General features: G+C 53.2%; 14 protein-coding genes. 7 read left to right on the plus strand and 7 right to left on the minus strand.

Features of this window, described 5'->3' with window-relative positions; genetic code table 11:
- Positions 1 to 64: 64 nt before the first annotated feature.
- The 6 genes from DWZ56_RS18265 to DWZ56_RS18290 all read right to left on the minus strand — a co-directional run bounded on the left by DWZ56_RS18265 (position 65) and on the right by DWZ56_RS18290 (position 6,307).
- A complete protein-coding gene (locus DWZ56_RS18265; RefSeq protein ID WP_118558044.1) occupies positions 65 to 394 on the minus strand; it encodes a WXG100 family type VII secretion target in 330 nt (109 codons plus the stop codon).
- Positions 395 to 422: 28 nt separating this feature from the next.
- Positions 423 to 716, minus strand: coding sequence for a hypothetical protein (locus DWZ56_RS18270; RefSeq protein WP_118558045.1), 294 nt, complete (start codon positions 714 to 716; stop codon positions 423 to 425).
- Complete coding sequence (locus DWZ56_RS18275; protein ID WP_118558046.1) at positions 709 to 1,401, minus strand: hypothetical protein; 693 nt, start codon at positions 1,399 to 1,401, stop codon at positions 709 to 711. Before DWZ56_RS18275 ends, DWZ56_RS18270 begins: the two co-directional genes overlap by 8 nt.
- A 63-nt stretch (positions 1,402 to 1,464) precedes the next feature.
- The gene (locus tag DWZ56_RS18280; protein WP_147369450.1) at positions 1,465 to 2,448 is read right to left on the minus strand and encodes a hypothetical protein; all 984 of its coding nucleotides are present in this window, start codon (positions 2,446 to 2,448) and stop codon (positions 1,465 to 1,467) included.
- A gap of 594 nt (positions 2,449 to 3,042) precedes the next feature.
- On the minus strand, positions 3,043 to 5,208 hold the full coding sequence (gene gnpA / locus DWZ56_RS18285) for a 1,3-beta-galactosyl-N-acetylhexosamine phosphorylase (protein ID WP_118558048.1): 2,166 nt from the start codon (positions 5,206 to 5,208) through the stop codon (positions 3,043 to 3,045).
- 82 nt (positions 5,209 to 5,290) lie between these two features.
- The gene (locus DWZ56_RS18290) at positions 5,291 to 6,307 is read right to left on the minus strand and encodes a glycoside hydrolase family 88/105 protein (protein ID WP_118558049.1); all 1,017 of its coding nucleotides are present in this window, start codon (positions 6,305 to 6,307) and stop codon (positions 5,291 to 5,293) included.
- 410 nt (positions 6,308 to 6,717) lie between these two features.
- Between DWZ56_RS18290 and DWZ56_RS18295 the strand changes: the two genes are divergently transcribed.
- From DWZ56_RS18295 to DWZ56_RS18325, 7 genes are all read left to right on the plus strand, one after another.
- Positions 6,718 to 7,653: a helix-turn-helix domain-containing protein gene (locus DWZ56_RS18295; RefSeq protein WP_118558050.1), complete on the plus strand. Its 936-nt coding sequence runs from the start codon at positions 6,718 to 6,720 to the stop codon at positions 7,651 to 7,653.
- Positions 7,654 to 7,691: 38 nt separating this feature from the next.
- Positions 7,692 to 9,434, plus strand: a complete 1,743-nt coding sequence (locus tag DWZ56_RS18300) for a rhamnogalacturonan acetylesterase (RefSeq protein ID WP_147369451.1) — start codon at positions 7,692 to 7,694, stop codon at positions 9,432 to 9,434.
- Positions 9,435 to 9,484: 50 nt separating this feature from the next.
- A complete protein-coding gene (locus DWZ56_RS18305; RefSeq protein WP_118558052.1) occupies positions 9,485 to 10,399 on the plus strand; it encodes an RluA family pseudouridine synthase in 915 nt (304 codons plus the stop codon).
- Positions 10,400 to 10,461: 62 nt separating this feature from the next.
- Positions 10,462 to 11,337 (plus strand): methylenetetrahydrofolate reductase [NAD(P)H], encoded by an 876-nt coding sequence (metF, locus tag DWZ56_RS18310; RefSeq protein WP_118558053.1) that lies wholly within the window; start codon positions 10,462 to 10,464, stop codon positions 11,335 to 11,337.
- On the plus strand, positions 11,321 to 11,968 hold the full coding sequence (locus tag DWZ56_RS18315; protein ID WP_118558054.1) for a vitamin B12 dependent-methionine synthase activation domain-containing protein: 648 nt from the start codon (positions 11,321 to 11,323) through the stop codon (positions 11,966 to 11,968). Before metF ends, DWZ56_RS18315 begins: the two co-directional genes overlap by 17 nt.
- Positions 11,965 to 14,367 (plus strand): homocysteine S-methyltransferase family protein, encoded by a 2,403-nt coding sequence (locus tag DWZ56_RS18320; RefSeq protein ID WP_118558055.1) that lies wholly within the window; start codon positions 11,965 to 11,967, stop codon positions 14,365 to 14,367. The genes DWZ56_RS18315 and DWZ56_RS18320 overlap by 4 nt, the downstream gene beginning before the upstream one ends.
- Before the next feature lie 35 nt (positions 14,368 to 14,402).
- Entirely contained in the window at positions 14,403 to 16,220 is a 1,818-nt protein-coding gene (locus DWZ56_RS18325; RefSeq protein ID WP_118558056.1) for a DUF885 domain-containing protein, read from the plus strand.
- Here the strand turns inward: DWZ56_RS18325 and DWZ56_RS18330 are convergent.
- Positions 16,199 to 17,113: a TIGR01212 family radical SAM protein gene (locus DWZ56_RS18330; RefSeq protein ID WP_118558057.1), complete on the minus strand. Its 915-nt coding sequence runs from the start codon at positions 17,111 to 17,113 to the stop codon at positions 16,199 to 16,201. The two genes, DWZ56_RS18325 and DWZ56_RS18330, sit on opposite strands and share 22 nt — an antisense overlap.
- Between the last annotated feature and the right edge of the window lie 10 nt (positions 17,114 to 17,123).

The raw sequence follows: 17,123 nt of genomic DNA on the forward strand, positions 1-17,123 counted from the left end.
TATTTCTCTGATCCCGCTTATTATTTGTTTTTTTGTTGATTTCTTTGTTTCCTTATTTATTTTCTCAATCCGCAGTTCGTATCTTAACGGCGCCAAGCGCTGATGCCAGCTCTGCCAGTTCTTTCTCCCTCTGCTCATACATCTGTGCCATGTTGCGAAGCAGGCGCGCATATTCCTGAAATTTATATGCCTGGGCACGCAGCGCGCATTCATCTTTCAAGTATTTCTTTCGATAGCCTTCGCCAGCCGCACCGGTCCAGTAGTTTTCCGATCTTTTTACACAGCTTCCCAGCTTAAGCAGTTCCATGCGGATCTGCACGGCTGCGCGTTCCATCTTCCACGCAGCGTCATTCAGTTCAGACAGGTTGACACGGATACGTTCACCGCCGTACATAAAGCCCTCTTTTCATGCCGCCTCCGCCTTACATCTGCACTCCGGCGAGAATAACCTGATCGCAGTACCGATAACTCTCACCGCACCTCTGCAGATATTCCCCCAGATCCTCAACATAACCGCACAGCTGGATAAGGCGGTCACAGTCCGTCATATAAAAGCTCTGAAAGAGCCGGTTAGCCGGGCCTTCCCAAAGCTTGGCCAGCTGTTCCATCTGCACAAGAAGCGTCTCTGACTCCCTTTTTATTCGGTAGAACGCCTCATAAACTGTTTCGCAGCCATCATATAGTTCATCTGTCTCACACTCCAGAATATCAGTCATGTCCTCCTCCTTTTTTCATCAGCCCGATGGAGTTCAGGCGTTTCATGAGTGTCCCGGCTTCCATACGGATATCCGAATAATTGCCAATTCCCGCATAGACGACCCGGCAAAGCTCACCGTTACTGTTCCGGCAGCAAGTTGAAAATCCGATCATCACCCTCTCTCCTTCCGTAAGATAAAGTCCGGTTTCCAGTTTCTGCAATTTTTCCATTCCAGGAACGTTTACCGCCTCCTCCCGCATACTTCTCTCATCTGCATCCGTCTTTTCAGCCGCCGCTCCCTCCTGCTGCCTGCATACGGACAGAAACCGAGTGGGGCTTTCTGCGATAAACGCTTCGGCACTGTCCGATATGACAGTATCCAAAGACGCGAGCAGATTATCCTCCCCGGCCAGCGTCAGCTGCACTCCCACTTCCGCATCATAGAATACGGCGCTGCGCATGCCTGCCCGGCCGTCCAGCAGCCCGGGCGCATCCAGCTCATCCGGCCCCAGCCACGCCTTCTCCCCGTCCCACATGACGCTTCTTCCGTCACCTTCCGCATCTTCGTGAATCAATTCCAGCACGGTCCTGTCCCGGTTCCAGCCGCAGCCTCCCAGTGCTGCAGCAAGCAGCGCTGCGCCGCCAAAGGCCAGCAGCCTCTTTCTAACCGCTTTCATCCATAACATCCTCTGTTCCATGATCATTCCTGATTCCTCCTCATTCTCGTTTCGTCGGCCGATCTGCTGCCGTCCCTGCTGCACCGCAGCTCATTGTGAAAGCTCCCCGGCTGTCTTCAAAAATTCTTCATATGCCCGCGGAAATACCTCTCGGATATACTGCACCTTCATGGCATCCGCTCCCATCGAAGCTTCAAAAAATTCCGCAAAGGCTTCCTTCTCCAGCGCTTTGTAATTGTTCCAGTACCGGTCATCCCAATGCCCCCATGCGCCGATACATTCATTGCCCGTCAACCCTCCGATCAGATCAGAGACAGCGGCTTTGCGGTCCCGGTCCACCATAAGCGCGCCGCTGATATAGGCATACGCCTCATCACGCCCTGAAAATCCATATTCCTCCGTCACCCGGCTGACATAGGCGTCAAAGTCCGACCGTAACAGCCTGCCGAATTCCCCCCGGCTCGAGGAATAACCAAACAGCCTGGACCGGTCGTCAATCAGATGACCCACCTCATGGTAGTACACCGATCCCGGTCCGTCGGCGCTCACCAGGTCATTTTCCCAGCTGTACTTTACATGGTTGCATACGCCGTTGTAATAGGCGGTGTCTTTTAAAGAGCAATCCGCTATGTCGATTTCATCTCTATACTTGTCATAGAGTGCGCGAGCCTCGGGCACAGCGTTTTCATAACGAGTATCAAGGACCTGCAGATAGTCTTCCGACATAGGAGCCGCAATCCGTCCGGGCACCGCCTCCCCGCAGGCTTTGCCAGCCGCTATGAGACCGGGTCCGAAATCCTGCAGGGCCGAAAGATTCCTCTGTTCCGCGCGCCCATACTCCTCCCTCGCTCCATTTAAAACCGCAGTCATCCGCTGAAGCTTCATGCAGACTCCGTGAAGTCCCGCTGCGGCCGATACAACCCTGCTGCCGGCACCGGCGCCGGCAGAGCCTTCCCGCCTAAGCTCCTCACCGATCCGCTGCATCTCCTGTGCTGCGGCAGCCAGCCTTCGCTCCAGACGGCACAGCTCTTCCTCACAGGAGCAGAGAACGGCCGCATCCATTTTAAGCAGCATAGTACATCCCACCTGTCCTATTATCAGTATCGGCCGCAATATGGCACAGCACCTGTAAAATTCGGCCTGCTCCTCCTGCAGCGTAAGATTTTGCTCTGCTTTTGTACGGCCGGCGCAATAAATCGTGCGGACCTGTTGAAATGTTTTCTTCATATACATAAAAAGGGGAAATAAGGCCGATCGGCCAAACCAGATACTGCTCATTTGATGTTTGTTTCAATGAATTATAGCACATGAGATGCCATATGAAAACGGCAAAAAGCGGACATTATGTCACAGTTTGTTACTACAGTAACTTTCACAGTTGCCGTAAACATCCCGCGCATAGCGGGGCAGGGTCCGGTCCTCATAGGGACGCGCTCTCGCTCCGTGAAGCGCGCAGCGGTTCTAACGCTGCAAACTACGCAGCGAAAGAACTGGCGGGCTTCGAGGTATCCCTATGAGGACCGGACCCTGCCCCGCTATGCGCTGCGTTATCGGCAGCCGTGAGCAGTAAGTTACTCTGCACATGACATTCAAAAAAAGCCGCCCGGCCCACCGGTATAGAAGTTCTTGCTTCACTCCGGCAGCCGAACGGCTTTTAACTTTTCTATTTTACAGTTTCAAAATCAGCGTATCATATGGCTCTATGGTTTTTTCCACCCGCTGGCCTTCCACGGTCACCGCCGTCTTCTGCTGTTTATCGCTGTTGTTCATCATAACCAGCGTCTTTCCTGCAGGATAGTAAGCGCATTCCGTATACGCATTGTCCGTCAGGCATTCCTGCTTAAGATCCTCTCCGGCTCCGTACAGGATCAGATTCATCAGCATCCTCGTATTTTCCAGCGTATTCTGATAGGAAGCCAGATAGATGCCGGCGCCCTTTCCGAAACGGTTGGCTGTGATCACCGGCAGGCCTTCCGATTCCATCAAAACCTGCGCATTGCCATCCGTAAGGTAGATATGATCCTTGCCCTCTACCCCTGCGCCATCCGGCAGCAGACCGTCTACGGTTTCCACATCAAACGCCCATCTGCCATGGTTCACACGGTCTCCCAGATCCTCATCCACGCCCAGCACATGCGCCATGCGGAATGTGGTATCGCAGCCTTCCACCGCAGACGGTTCGCCAACGCCCAGGAACAGGCCGCCGTTATATACCCATTCGGTCAGCAGGTCTACCAGCCCCGTATCCTTCCATACATCGCCGCCGCTCCAGGCACTGCCCATCCTGCCGGCATTGATCACCACGTCAAACTCCGCCAGGCGTCCGTTCTTCACATCCTCAAAGTTGATAAAGGAAACATTCACCGGCAGTCCGGAAAGGCTCTCGTTGATATGGATCAAATCATGCATATAAGTCTCATGGAAATGGCCGGAAAGCGTCCACGGGCGCAGACCGCCCCAATAGTGGAGCACTGCAACCCTGGGCTTAACACTCACGGGATTTCCCTGCTTATGCAGCTCTTTTATCCTGCGGAACTCATCGGACACCTTCTCAATATAATCGCAGAAATCCGGAAAGCCCTCCACCAGATGCAGGTAGCCGCCCAGACCGATCCTGTCGATGGGCGCCCTCAATAATGCGCGGCGCACGCTGTTCCAGTATTTTTTCGCCTCCAGCGTAGGGTCGCCGCCTTCCATGAAGGTGGGACTACCGCCCAGGCCTACCGGGAACAGATACGGATGCAGGCGCAGCTCATGGGTCTTTACCTTCACTCCCGCGCACAGCCTGGCCTCATATCCTGAGAACACGCATTTGATCAGTCCGTCAAATCCAAATTCTGCAAATCTTTCATGATAGGGCTCCACGCCGACCCAGCTGTCATCGTAGAACACATAAGCCTGTTTGCCGTATCTGTGCACGATATCCACCAGCTTGCTGCCAAAGCCCACCACAAATTCATTCACGAACTCCATCCAGTCCCTCTTGTGGCCGTCCGCCGGCATGTGGGTTACGTGGTACTTGCCCTTGTTTACAAAATCTTCCGCCGTTAAGGAATATCCGTACTTATCGGCAAAGTTGTCCAGCGCTCTGGTGCTGACGGTGAAATCATAGGAACCCCAGTCCGTAAACAGGCTGCGGTTTTTCTCGCTGTGTCCCCAGATCCATACGAAATTATAGAACATGGAGGTAAAGCGGACTACCGTGGTCATCGGATGCTCCTTGCACCAGTTTTCCATCCACTCCAGCATGAACTGCTGTGTCTCCTCATAAACCGGGTCGATCTGCATCAGATGTTCTTTCTGCCAGTTGTTGGTGGTATGGTTGTACATGGAAATCTCTTCCCATATGCGGTATGCCAGAAAGCTCACCGTGTACTTATGCCATTTCACAGCGTTTGTCACTGTCACGGTCTGGCTGTCGGCACAGTAGCTCCAGGACGCGCGGTCCGCCTCTTCTCCGGTGGTCCGGTCATAGACCTGCCAGTATTTCATGGCCTCTGCCGTATCGTTTATCCGGAACTGCTCTTCAAAGAAATCGTCGAGCAGACGGAAGGAAACCTCTCCCTCCACGGCAACCTTGGGCTGCGTGATCAGAAAGGTCTGCTGCAGTTTGTCCGGGTTCTGCTTCGCCCATTCGTTGTGGTCACGGATAATGCAGATCGTAGAATAGATGCCGTAGCCCGCATTGAGTATCTCGTCGGACAGCGCGGTGCCGTCACTGTCACGGATCACATCCGCGCCCCATTTATCCGCCAGTTCCAATGTCAGCTTCTCATATCCGGATTCTCCGGGAAGGGTAAAGCTGCCTTTTGTCTTGTTCGTTGTCTCGCTCATATTCTCTCTCCATTCCTGCTATATCTTAAAATTCCTGTTATTCAAACATGCTCTATGCCGCATAAACTAGCTGCCGCACAGGTCAAAGGAGTTCGCTAAGGAAAGCCAGCGCCAGCCCCTGTCCCCATCCCTGTGTCCAGTCTCTGGAAATATCGCGGTATCCGTCGCGGTCCTTCATCACGGCCGTTCCCCCGGAGACATTCAGCACGCGGCCGTCGGGAGAAATATTATCGAGAATACCCTTTAATGACTTCTGTGCATATTTTGTATGCAGTGGGTTGCCGTTTACCAGCATGGCAGCGGCGATGCCGCAGCTTGCGGAAACCTCCTCATAGGATTCCTCATCATCCAGCAGTGTACGCCACAGCCCGTCCTCAGTCTGCAGCTGCTTGAGCGCAGACAGCTGATCCCGAAGCGCGCAGTCAATATCCATAAACTGCGGGTAGAGATATGCCTGGGGCAGGCGTCTCTTCACCTGTGACATGGTATAGGCGGCCCAGGCGTTGGCCCTTCCCCAGTAAAAGCCGGACATATGGTCCTTATTGATGTTGTTGTAGCCGTGATACCACAGGCTGGTCGCAGGGTCCTGCAGATACTTGATATGCCAGTAGTACTGATTTAAAGCGTCATCGATGATCTCCTTATCCTGCAGCTTCACACCGACTCTAAGCAGGAAAAAAGCGGCCATGAACAGGGTATCGGCCCAGGCCTGCTCCGGAAAATCATTCTTTACGGATACCGTATGCTGAAGCACATGATCTCCGAATCTAAGCGCGCTGTTTCTTATGTAATCCACTTTGCTCAAAGCAACATTCCAGTATTTCTCGTCGCCTGTGGCTTCGTACAAAGTGATCAGGCAGTGGCCCATGGCGCATGTATTGACAGTCCAGGCCGGCAGCCCCAGCTCCATGTACTCATCCACACGTTCCTGCAGAAGCTTTATATACTCTTCTTTTTTTGTCTTTTCGTAGGCCTCGCAGATGCCATAGTAAGCGACTCCGCACGGCCAGTCCCAAGTGAGGTCCATCGCCATGGTTTTCTTAACAACACTGTCAATCGCATTTAAAACAGTTTCCTTATCATATTCCACTTTTATCATTTCAGATCTCCTTTCACTGTCACCGGCCACAGGCTGATGACCTGCGCACACTTTAAGCGGCGTTTTATTAAGCTCTCATTGATATCATTTTATATAATACATAGAGCAAAATCTAATCAATATTGCTTCAAAACTGCGCAGTTTCGACCACTTATATTTACCGTTTTTATTTATTTCATGTCTGTCACCCGGGGTTTTTGCTGTTTATGTCAATAATGTGCGGTGCATTCCATACATTTTATACAATTTTGTCTTTCTTTGCCCGCATATTTCGGTTGAAATTCGTCTTAACATCCAGTATAATTCAACATAGCGGCGCCTGGGCGCGGCCGCTTTTCGCCGCCTGTAGTTCAAAGCCGGAAGCTGTGAAGATACTGTTCAGTTACGGCCGTCTATGAAGGATGTAGCTTATGTCAAAGAAAAAAACCGTGATCGAATACCGGCAGTACGATTTGTCGCCGGATTTTCCGGTCCTGCTGCTCACCGGCAGCCGCTGGCGCATCTCCGATAAAGTGAGCGAGCATCTGCACTTTCACAACTGCCTGGAGATAGGGATCTGCCATGCGGACAGCGGGACGATGATATTTGAGGGAGTCTCCATGCCGTTTGGCGCCGGAGACGTTACCTGTGTCCCAAGGCATGTGACCCATACCACTTACAGTTCCCCAGGTATGGGAAGCCTCTGGTCCTATCTGTTCATCGATCCCTGCGAGCTGTTTCAGGATATGTTCCAGGATTCGGCCTCGGAGCTGGATATTCCGTTTTCCTCCCCGCATAACTTCTGTCATATCATGAGCCAGGCGGATTATCCGCAGATTTATTTTCTGGCCACTTCCGTAGAGCGTGAAATGAAGTGCCGCAAGGCCAACTACCAGACCTGCGTGAAGGGACTTTTGATGGCGCTGTGCATCGAACTTAGGAGGATCCAGAAGCAGGAGCAGGACGCGGCCGATCTGGCCCTGACCCCCTCCGGACGGCTGATGATCTCCCCCGCCCTGGACTACATACACCAGAATTATATGCAGCAGTTCTCCATTGAGGAGCTTGCCGACCTGTGCCATATCAGCGTCACCCATTTCCGGCGCATGTTCCACGACATTATGGGCACATCGCCTCTGGACTTCATCAACAGCACCCGGATCGAAAAAGCCTGTACGCTGTTAAAGAGCACTGAAAAATCCATCCTATCCATATCGGAGCAGGTGGGCTATCATTCCATATCCAGCTTTAACCGCTACTTCATCAAGGTGATGGGGGTATCCCCCCGGGCATACCGCAACAGCGGGCCCGCCTCCGCAGACGGCACCACACGGCAGGCCATACTGGAGTACAGCGGCTGGAAGTGATTCAAAAGGAAAAAACACAAAATCAGAAAGGATCTGTCATGTATCAGCAGACTTATTATTTCAACAGGAATTCGGATGCCGAAGGCATCTTTGTAACCGCAGACAGTCTTTATACGAAGGAAGCGGGGTACGGATTTGTCACGGAAAAGAACAGGGATGAGAACAGGGATCTGCAAATCCCCGAGATCAACAGCGGATTTGATATCTGGAGCTGGTATAAGGGACGGCAGCTGTCACAGCTTACGGCAGATGAGTACGGCTGCCGTATAGACAGCGCCGGGAAAGCGGTTCCGCTGATCTTTAAAGCGGATGTCCCTGCCTGCGGCAACTACAGGGTGACCCTACATATTAACGGAGGCGCAGAAGGGATACATGACCTCACCGTTTTTACGCAGCGCAGGCGTCTGACAAAAAAGGAGGCGCAGATCGCTCCCGGAGAGGATTTCACTTTTTCCTGCAATGTCAACGTAACGGATATCATTCCCAGGGGCATGCTGGAAAGAGTCGGCTGCAGGTCTGTTGATATCGCAGTCCTGGCGGATATCTCCCGGCTGACCGGCCTGACCATAGAAGAAGCGGACGTGCCCACGATCTATATCGCGGGGGATTCCACCGTAACCGACCAGACGGGAAGCTATCCCTACAATCCGTTTCACTGCTACAGCGGCTGGGGGCAGTGCTTTCCTGCCTATATTAACTGTAAAGCGGCCGTATCCAACCATGCGCATTCGGGCCTGACGACCGAGAGTTTCCGAAAGGAAGGGCATTATGCCATCGTGCAGGAGGCTTTAAAGCCCGGCGATTATTACTTCATGCAGTTCGCCCACAACGACCAGAAGCTGGCCCATCTGACGGCCGCAGGAGGATACCGCAGCAACCTGATCCGCTATATCGATGAAGTACGCGAAAAAGGCGCCGTTCCGGTAATTGTTACCCCCCTATGCCGCAATACCTGGAAGGGCAGCGAAGGCGCCTACAACGATCTGCTGGCGGAGTACGCCGCCGAATGCAGAAAGGTGGGGCAGGAATACGGCGTCCCTGTCCTAGACCTGCATAAGCGGAGCATGGATCTGATCACAGGGCTGGGCCTGGAATCTGCCAAACGTTATTTTTATCCCGGAGATTATACGCATACCAACGATTACGGCGCATGGTTCATGGCGCGCTGTGTCGCGGAAGAATGCGCGGCTGTACAGGAGCTTTCCGCCTTTTTGTCGCTTTCGGCTCCTGCATGGGAACCGGAAGGGGATGTGCCGCCCATCGCGCCGCCCGCCGATGCGGACCCGCTCGCCGGCGATCCGGGCCCTGCCGTACCGGAAGAGTTTACGCACGCGGCTGATCCCAAGGCTCCTGCTCTGCGCGCGGATATGCTCAATCTGGTGATGAAAGCTTCCGGTTACTTCCCGGCCAATGTCTACAATGACCGGTTTACGGATGTGGTAGGACACGAGTGGTATGCCGGCGTGGTGGAGTGCTGCTGGTCCAACGGTATCGTTGATCCGGCGCTGGTGGATACCTGCTTCTATCCCGGCAGGCAGGTTACCTTTGAGGAGCTTCTCTCCTACTGTGTCAATGCCTATAAAAACCGTAAAACACTGCCGGATGCCAAAGCCGGAAACAGCGTGCCGGAGGATGGACGGCTCTCGGCATGGGCGCGCCCTTATTACGAAGCAGCGTCACGCATTGGTCTTACCGTAAATGGCCTCATGCCCAGCCAGGAGCTGACCTGCGGCGAGGCACAGCCGGTCCTGCTGTCGCTGTATAAAGCGCTTCATATATAAAACGAAGGGATCGCGCGGCAATGTGATGTGCCGCGCCAAAAAGAGCGAGGATGGACAGAACAATCTACTACTGTATAACACAAGCCGAAAACGGCCTTAGGACGGAGCAGTACCTGCGCCGTCTCCGCTATTCGGCGGAAAGCGTAAAGCAGCTGAAAAAGGAGCCGGAATGTATTCTGGTCAATCAAACGCCCTTCCGGATGAACCGGCGGCTCAAAGAGGGGGACGTTCTTACCGTCCGCGTCATAGACCCCGCTGTTTCCGGTCATGTTGCGGCCGTACAGCTGCCTTTGGATATTGTCTATGAAGACGAAGATATCCTTGTGATTCATAAACCGGCGGGCATGCCGGTCCATCCGTCGAAAACCAACACCGACAACACGCTGGCCAACGCTCTGGCATGGTATTACAAGGCGCAGGGGAAGCCCTTCTGTTTTCGCTGTGCAGGCCGGCTGGACCGCGATACATCCGGCTTAATCCTCGTCGCCAAACACTTTGTCAGCTCCGGAATCCTTTCTTCCATGGCGGCCCGACGCGAAATTCGAAGGGATTACCTCGCCATTTCCCGGGGGCATATAAGCCCCCGGGAGGGTACCATCTGCGCGCCGCTGTCGCGCAGACCGGGCCCCGGCATCCTGCGCATTGTAGATTTTGAGCATGGTGAATCGGCCGTCACCCATTACCGGGTCCTCTCTGAAAAGAACGGGCACAGCCTGATCCTGGTCACATTGGAAACAGGCCGCACTCATCAGATACGCATCCATATGAAACATCTCGGATTCCCCCTGTCCGGCGACTACCTCTACAATCCCGATATGGAATACATCTCCCGCCAGGCTCTGCACTCGTACCGGCTCACCTTCACCCATCCCGTTACCGGCGCCAATATGGTCTTTACCGCCCCGCTGCCTGAAGACATGCTCCGGATACTGTCTCCTGACATATTGCGCTTTTCAATTTCATAAAATCCCGCTATAATAGGAAACATAACTTTATTGAAACATTCTCACAGAAAAGAGGAATACATTTGAAAATACGAGATTTAATGAAACAGAAAGAGATCACCTTATCCTTTGAGGTGTTTCCTCCCAAGACCGCAGATAAATACGCCTCCGTGGAAAAAGCCGTCACCGAGATCGCCCGGCTGTCCCCGGATTTTATGAGCGTTACCTACGGCGCGGGTGGAGGCACCAGCCGCCATACCGTCGATATCGCCTCTGCAATCCACAGAGACTGCGGTGTGCCCACGCTGGCCCATCTCACCTGCGTGTCTTCCACACGGGAAAATATCCGCCAGATGCTGGATACTTTAAAGGCAAACGGCATTGATAACATTCTGGCACTGCGCGGGGACATCCCGAAAGATTCCGATTTTCCCATGCCCCATCATTATCACTATGCGTCCGAACTGATACAGGATATCCGGTCTTATGGGGATTTCTGCATCGGCGCCGCCTGTTATCCGGAAGGACATGTGGAATCCGCCAACAAAAAGGAAGACCTGCTGCATCTGAAGGAAAAGGTGGATCAGGGCTGCGATTTTCTGACCACGCAGATGTTCTTTGACAACAACATACTGTATAATTTTCTGTACCGCATCCGTGAGATCGGCATTACCGTGCCGGTATGCGCAGGCATCATGCCCGTAACAAACGGCAGGCAGATCGCCAGGATCTGTCAGCTGTCCGGCACCTATCTGCCGGCGCGCTTTAAAGCGGTCGTGGACCGGTTCGGAGATAATCCCGCGGCCATGAAGCAGGCCGGCATCGCCTATGCGACCGATCAGATCATCGATCTGATTGCCAACGGTGTGAACAACATCCATGTATATTCTATGAACAAACCTGAGGTTGCCGCTAAAATCATGGAAAATCTGGGAGCTATCTATGAATCTCAATTATAAAGAAACCATACGTTATCTCGGATACGGAAAGCAGGAGCCGGACGCCGCCATACGCGCGCTCATCGAGGGCTGCTGGCTGGAACTGGACGCCTCGTTAAGCCCGAAATGTACCTGGGACGTCTACAGGCTGCAGCACAAAGAGGAGAACCGGCTGTGCTTTGCAGGCATGGAGGTCACCAGCAAAAGCCTGAATAAAAACCTGGCCGGATGCGGCTTCATTCTCCTGTTTGCGGCCACGCTGGGCCCAAGGGTGGATCTGCTGATCGGGAAATACACCCGCCTTCAGATGAGCAGGGCGGTCGTCCTGCAGGCTGCCGCCGCGGCCGCCATCGAGGATTACTGCAACGGGATCAATACAAAGCTTAAAAGCGTCATGGCGGAAAAAGGGCTTTATTTAAGGCCCCGGTTCAGCCCCGGATACGGTGATTTCGACCTGGCCCATCAGAGACAGCTGATCACCGTGCTGGATACTCCTAAGAAAATCGGATTAACCCTGACCGACAGCCTGATCATGGCCCCGGCAAAATCCGTCACAGCCGTCATCGGACTAAGCGAATACGATACCCGCTGCCATCTGTCCGGCTGTGAGGCATGCGGTAAAACAGATTGTGAATTCAGGAGGTTTTCATGAATATACTGGAAGAAATGAAGAAACGGCTGCTGTTTTTTGACGGCGGCATGGGCACGCTGCTGCAGGAGGCAGGACTGGCTCCCGGAGAACTGCCCGAACTCTGGAACCTGTCCCATCCTGAAACAGTCACACATCTGCACCTGGATTACCTGAATGCGGGATGCGATATCATCACCGCCAATACCTTCGGCGCCAACGCCCTGAAATTTACCGGGGACAACACCCCGACGGTTGAAGAGGTCGTATCCGCGGCTATCGCCAACGCCAAGAACGCAGTGACGCAGTGCGGCTGCCCGTCCAAGTATGTCGCGTTGGACATGGGCCCCACCGGAAAGCTCTTAAAGCCCCTGGGGGACCTGGATTTTGAGGATGCGGTGAGCCTCTACAGGCAGACGGTTCTGGCGGGCGCGGCCGCAGGCGCCGATCTGATCCTGATCGAAACCATGGGGGATACTTATGAGATAAAGGCCGCCGTCCTTGCGGCGAAGGAGGCATCGGATCTGCCGGTGTTTGTCACCGCTGCTTTTGACGAACAGGGCACGCTGCTGACCGGCGGCAGCATCCCCGCAGTCGTAGCCCTGCTGGAAGGGCTGGGCGTGGACGCCCTGGGCTTAAACTGCGGGCTGGGCCCCGTCCAGATGAAGCCTTTGACCGGAGAGTTTCTCAAGTACGCTTCCATCCCCGTCATTGTAAATCCCAACGCCGGGCTTCCCAGAGCAGAAGCCGGTAAAACCGTATTTGACGTGGGGCCCGAGGAATTTTCTTCCGTCATGAAGGAAATTGCCGAAGACGGCGCCAGGATGCTGGGCGGATGCTGCGGCACAACTCCGGAGCATATCCGTCTCATGATCGATAAATGCCGTACGGTCTCCCCTGTACCCGTAAAAGAGAAAAATATAACCGTGGTATCCTCATACACCAAAGCCGTGGAAATCGGTCCGGATCCTGTAATTATCGGCGAACGGATCAATCCTACCGGCAAGAAAAAGCTGAAAGAAGCTCTAAAAAGCGGGGATCTGGAATATATATTAAAGGAGGGCCTTGCTCAGGTTTCCGGAGGGGCTCATGTCCTGGATGTAAATGTGGGGCTCCCGGATATCGATGAAACAGGAATGATGTGCAGGGTAATCTCCGAACTGCAGAGCGTTGTGGATCTGCCCCTGCAGATCGACACCTCCAGCCCCGCAGCCATGGAGGCAGCGCTGCGCCTTTACAACGGAAAGGCGTTGATCAATTCCGTAAACGGCAAAGCCGAAAGCATGGAGCAGATATTTCCCCTGGTCAAAAAATACGGCGGGGTGGTGGTGGCTCTGACTCTGGATGAAAGCGGTATACCTGAAACCTGGGAGGGGCGCATCGCCATCGCTGAAAAAATATACGCGGCAGCCGCCTCCTACGGCATCGCCAAAAAGGATATCCTGGTGGACTGTCTGGCCATGACCATCAGCTCCGATCAGTCTTCCGCTCTCACCACGCTGGAAACTCTGCGACGGGTACGGGATGACCTGCACGGCCATACCATACTTGGCGTTTCCAATATATCCTTCGGTCTTCCCGCCAGACCGGTCATCAACAGCTTTTTCTTTGCAATGGCCTTGCAGAACGGACTTAACGCAGCCATCGTCAATCCCGGCTCCGAGGATATGATGAAGGCTTATCACAGTTTCCGCGCATTAACCGGCAGAGATTTGCAGTGCGCGGCCTTTATTGAACAGTACGGCGGCCAGCCATCTCCTGCCGCGTCCGCACAAACCGGCCCCGGCGCAGCTGATCTTTCATTAAAAGAGGCCATTATCCGCGGGCTTAAAGAGGCATCCAAACACGCCACCGAAACGATGATTAAGGATCTGCCTCCGTTGGAGATCATAAACAGCCATCTGATTCCCGCACTGGATGTGGTCGGCAAAGGCTTTGAAACAAAAACTATGTTCCTTCCTCAGCTCCTCATGAGCGCGGAGGCTGCCAAGGCCGCCTTTGAGGTGATCAAAACCACTCTGGCCGCTTCCGGTATTTCCGAGGAAAAGAAGGGCACGGTTGTAATCGCCACCGTGAAAGGGGATATACATGATATCGGCAAAAATATTGTGAAAATTCTGCTGGAAAATTACAGCTATCAGGTGATCGATCTGGGCAGGGATGTGGAGCCTGAGCTGATCGCAGATACAGTCTGCAGCACTCACGCGCCGCTTGCCGGTTTAAGCGCTCTGATGACTACCACCGTCCCCAGCATGGAAGCTACGATCCGTCTGCTCAGGCAGCGCGCTCCCTGGTGCAGGGTCATGGTCGGAGGGGCAGTGCTCACCCAGGAATACGCGGATATGATCGGCGCCGATTATTACGCGAAGGATGCCATGGCATCGGTGCATTATGCCGAAACCGTGTTCTCCGGGAATAACTAACGCATTCACAAACTATTAAGCAGGAGGTTTTTCTTATGCAGAAAAAATACCGCAGTCTGCTGGCCCTGGTGCTGGCAGCTGTCATGCTGTTCTCATCGGCCTGTACGAAAGAGCCGGCCCCTGTGGAGACTACCGCCCAGACTGCTGCGGAATCCACCACAAGCTACGAACAGTACCAGCAGACAGAACTCAAAAGTCAGGCAGAGTTTGATGCATTTACTGAAAAGATTTTCAGGGAGAGCATTTCAGCCAATACCATTGATCTGCACTACACGCTGGCCGATCCGTCCGCCTATGGCATTACGGATTATGAAGTCACTTTAGGTTCCTATGACACCGCAGAGCAGAACGAATCCTTAGAAACACTCAAGAATTACCAGAAGGAGCTTCTCGCCTTTCCATATGAGAAGCTTAATGAGGAGCAGCAGCTGACCTATGATATATTCAATACCTATCTGACCACGGCAATTAACGGTGCCAAATATTACCTGTATGACAATCCGGTGATGCCCACCATAGGGATACAGTCACAGCTGCCTGTGCTTCTGGCCGAATATACATTTTACAGTGAAAAAGACATCCAGGAGTATCTGGTGCTGCTGTCACAGCTGGACGATTATTTTACCGATCTGGTGAAATTTGAAAACGACAAGGCCGATGCAGGCCTGTTCATGAGCGATGAAATCGCGAATGAGGTCATAGACGGCTGCAGAAGTTTTATTGAAAATCCTGAGGAAAACTTCCTGATCGAAGTATTTGATGAGAAGGTGGATGCTTTTGAAGGCCTGTCCGACGAAGCGCGGGCCTCCTATAAACAGACAAACCGGGATACGGTACTAAGCGATGTGATTAACGCCTATCAGATCCTGATCGACGGGCTCACCGCCCTGCTGGGGCGCGGCACCAACAGCGGCGGACTCTGCAATTTTCCCGAGGGCAAGGAGTACTATGAGTATCTGATCGCCTCCAATATAGGCTCACCCCATTCCGTGGAAGAGCTGCTGGCCCTGACCACCAACCAGCTGGGCGTGGATTCCCTGGCCATGAATCAGCTGCTCACAAATGACGAGAATCTGATGGCTGAAGTTTCGTCCTTTACGTTCAGTCTGTCCGATCCTACCGAGATACTGGAAGACTTAAAATCCAAAATCGGAAAGGATTTCCCTGCCCTGCAGGATACAAACTATACCGTTAAGTATGTACATAAATCCATGGAGGATTCCTTAAGCCCGGCCTTTTATTTGACTCCCCCCATCGACCGGCTGCAGGATAATGTGATCTATATCAACAACGGCAGCCCGCAGAATGAAAATTCCCTCTATTCCACACTGGCTCACGAGGGATATCCGGGACATCTGTATCAGACCGTATACTCCAGCGCCGCTTCCTCCTGCAACTTAAGGAGAGCCCTAAGCTATACAGGATTTTCGGAAGGATGGGCCACCTATGTGGAGTTTTATTCCTATTCCCTGGACAGCGGGCAGAAGCCCGAACTGGCCAGCCTGATGTCACACAATGCATCCGCGTCCCTTGCTCTGTATGCGCTGATGGATATGAACATCAACTATAACGGCTGGGACCTGGCAAAAACCGGCGAGTTTCTCAATCAGTTCTATGAGATTGAGGATCAGGAAGTGATTCAGACGGTGTATAACGCCATGATCTCGCAGCCGGCCAACTATCTGAATTATTATGTCGGATATCTGGAAATCCTGCAGCTGCGCCAAAAGGCAGAAAAAGCTCTTGGAGATAAATTCTCCCTGCTGGATTTCCATACATTCCTGTTAGATATCGGAGATGCGCCGTTTACGGTGCTGAACGATTATCTGGATCAGTGGATCGGAGAGCAGTAGCGTCCCTGGACGCACCCGCGTTCTTCCATCCTTTGTTTAATGGCATTGAGCACCTTCTTTTTATCGGCGCTCCACATCGGAGCGATCAGCAGCCGCTTAGGACCGTCACCGGTCAGGCGGTGAATGACCACATCCCGGGGGAGGTGCTCTATGCAGTCTATCAGCAGCTCTATATACTCTTCCATGGTCAGCGTCCGGAACAGTCTGAGGTTATAATCCTCCGCCAGATCCGTGCCTTTAAGCACATGCAGCAGCTGGAGCTTGACTCCCTGCACATGCAGGCGGCCCACATATTCCACGGTTTTTAGCATGTCGTCCTTTGTTTCCCCCGGCAGCCCCAATATGATGTGGACGATCACGCTGATGCCTCTCTCCTTCAGGGCCGCGACCGCCCGTTCAAAACATTCCAAATCATATCCCCTGCGGATATACGCTGCGCTCTCCGCTTTCACGGTCTGAAGCCCGAGCTCCACCCAGACCGGCTTTACCTGATTCAAGCGGCCTAAAAGCTCCAGAACGTCCTCCGGCAGACAGTCAGGCCGCGTCGCCACAGAAAGCGCAACAATCTCCTTATGGTACACAGCTTCCGTAAATATCTTCTCCAGATATTCCACCGGTGCATATGTGTTGGTATAGGCCTGAAAATAAGCGATATACCTGCCATCCTTTATCTTATCCGCCACTTTCGCCTTGGCCTGTTCGATCTGTTCGGTAATGCTGTTTCTGGCCGGTGCCGCAAAATCGCCGGATCCGCCGGCGCTGCAGAAAATACAGCCCCGGCTGCCCAGCGTACCGTCCCGGCTGGGACAGGTCATGCCCCCGTTTAATGCCAGTTTATAGACTTTGGTTCCAAAGGTCTCTTTCAAATACCGATTTAAACTGTAATATCCCATACTCTGAATG

The sequence above is a fragment of the Lachnotalea sp. AF33-28 genome, assembly GCF_003477885.1.
GTDB lineage: Bacteria > Bacillota > Clostridia > Lachnospirales > Lachnospiraceae > AF33-28.

What these genes read in the sequence shown, in the direction of transcription:
- DWZ56_RS18315 (WP_118558054.1), top strand. Translation starts at nt 11,321, where the DNA reads ATGAATCTCAATTATAAAGAAACCATACGTTATCTCGGATACGGAAAG.
- DWZ56_RS18325 (WP_118558056.1), top strand. Translation starts at nt 14,403, where the DNA reads ATGCAGAAAAAATACCGCAGTCTGCTGGCCCTGGTGCTGGCAGCTGTC.
- DWZ56_RS18265 (WP_118558044.1), bottom strand. Translation starts at nt 394, where the DNA reads ATGTACGGCGGTGAACGTATCCGTGTCAACCTGTCTGAACTGAATGAC.
- DWZ56_RS18290 (WP_118558049.1), bottom strand. Translation starts at nt 6,307, where the DNA reads ATGATAAAAGTGGAATATGATAAGGAAACTGTTTTAAATGCGATTGAC.
- DWZ56_RS18300 (WP_147369451.1), top strand. Translation starts at nt 7,692, where the DNA reads ATGTATCAGCAGACTTATTATTTCAACAGGAATTCGGATGCCGAAGGC.
- DWZ56_RS18275 (WP_118558046.1), bottom strand. Translation starts at nt 1,401, where the DNA reads ATGATCATGGAACAGAGGATGTTATGGATGAAAGCGGTTAGAAAGAGG.
- gnpA (WP_118558048.1), bottom strand. Translation starts at nt 5,208, where the DNA reads ATGAGCGAGACAACGAACAAGACAAAAGGCAGCTTTACCCTTCCCGGA.
- DWZ56_RS18295 (WP_118558050.1), top strand. Translation starts at nt 6,718, where the DNA reads ATGTCAAAGAAAAAAACCGTGATCGAATACCGGCAGTACGATTTGTCG.
- DWZ56_RS18320 (WP_118558055.1), top strand. Translation starts at nt 11,965, where the DNA reads ATGAATATACTGGAAGAAATGAAGAAACGGCTGCTGTTTTTTGACGGC.
- DWZ56_RS18305 (WP_118558052.1), top strand. Translation starts at nt 9,485, where the DNA reads ATGGACAGAACAATCTACTACTGTATAACACAAGCCGAAAACGGCCTT.
- DWZ56_RS18280 (WP_147369450.1), bottom strand. Translation starts at nt 2,448, where the DNA reads ATGCTGCTTAAAATGGATGCGGCCGTTCTCTGCTCCTGTGAGGAAGAG.
- DWZ56_RS18330 (WP_118558057.1), bottom strand. Translation starts at nt 17,113, where the DNA reads ATGGGATATTACAGTTTAAATCGGTATTTGAAAGAGACCTTTGGAACC.
- DWZ56_RS18270 (WP_118558045.1), bottom strand. Translation starts at nt 716, where the DNA reads ATGACTGATATTCTGGAGTGTGAGACAGATGAACTATATGATGGCTGC.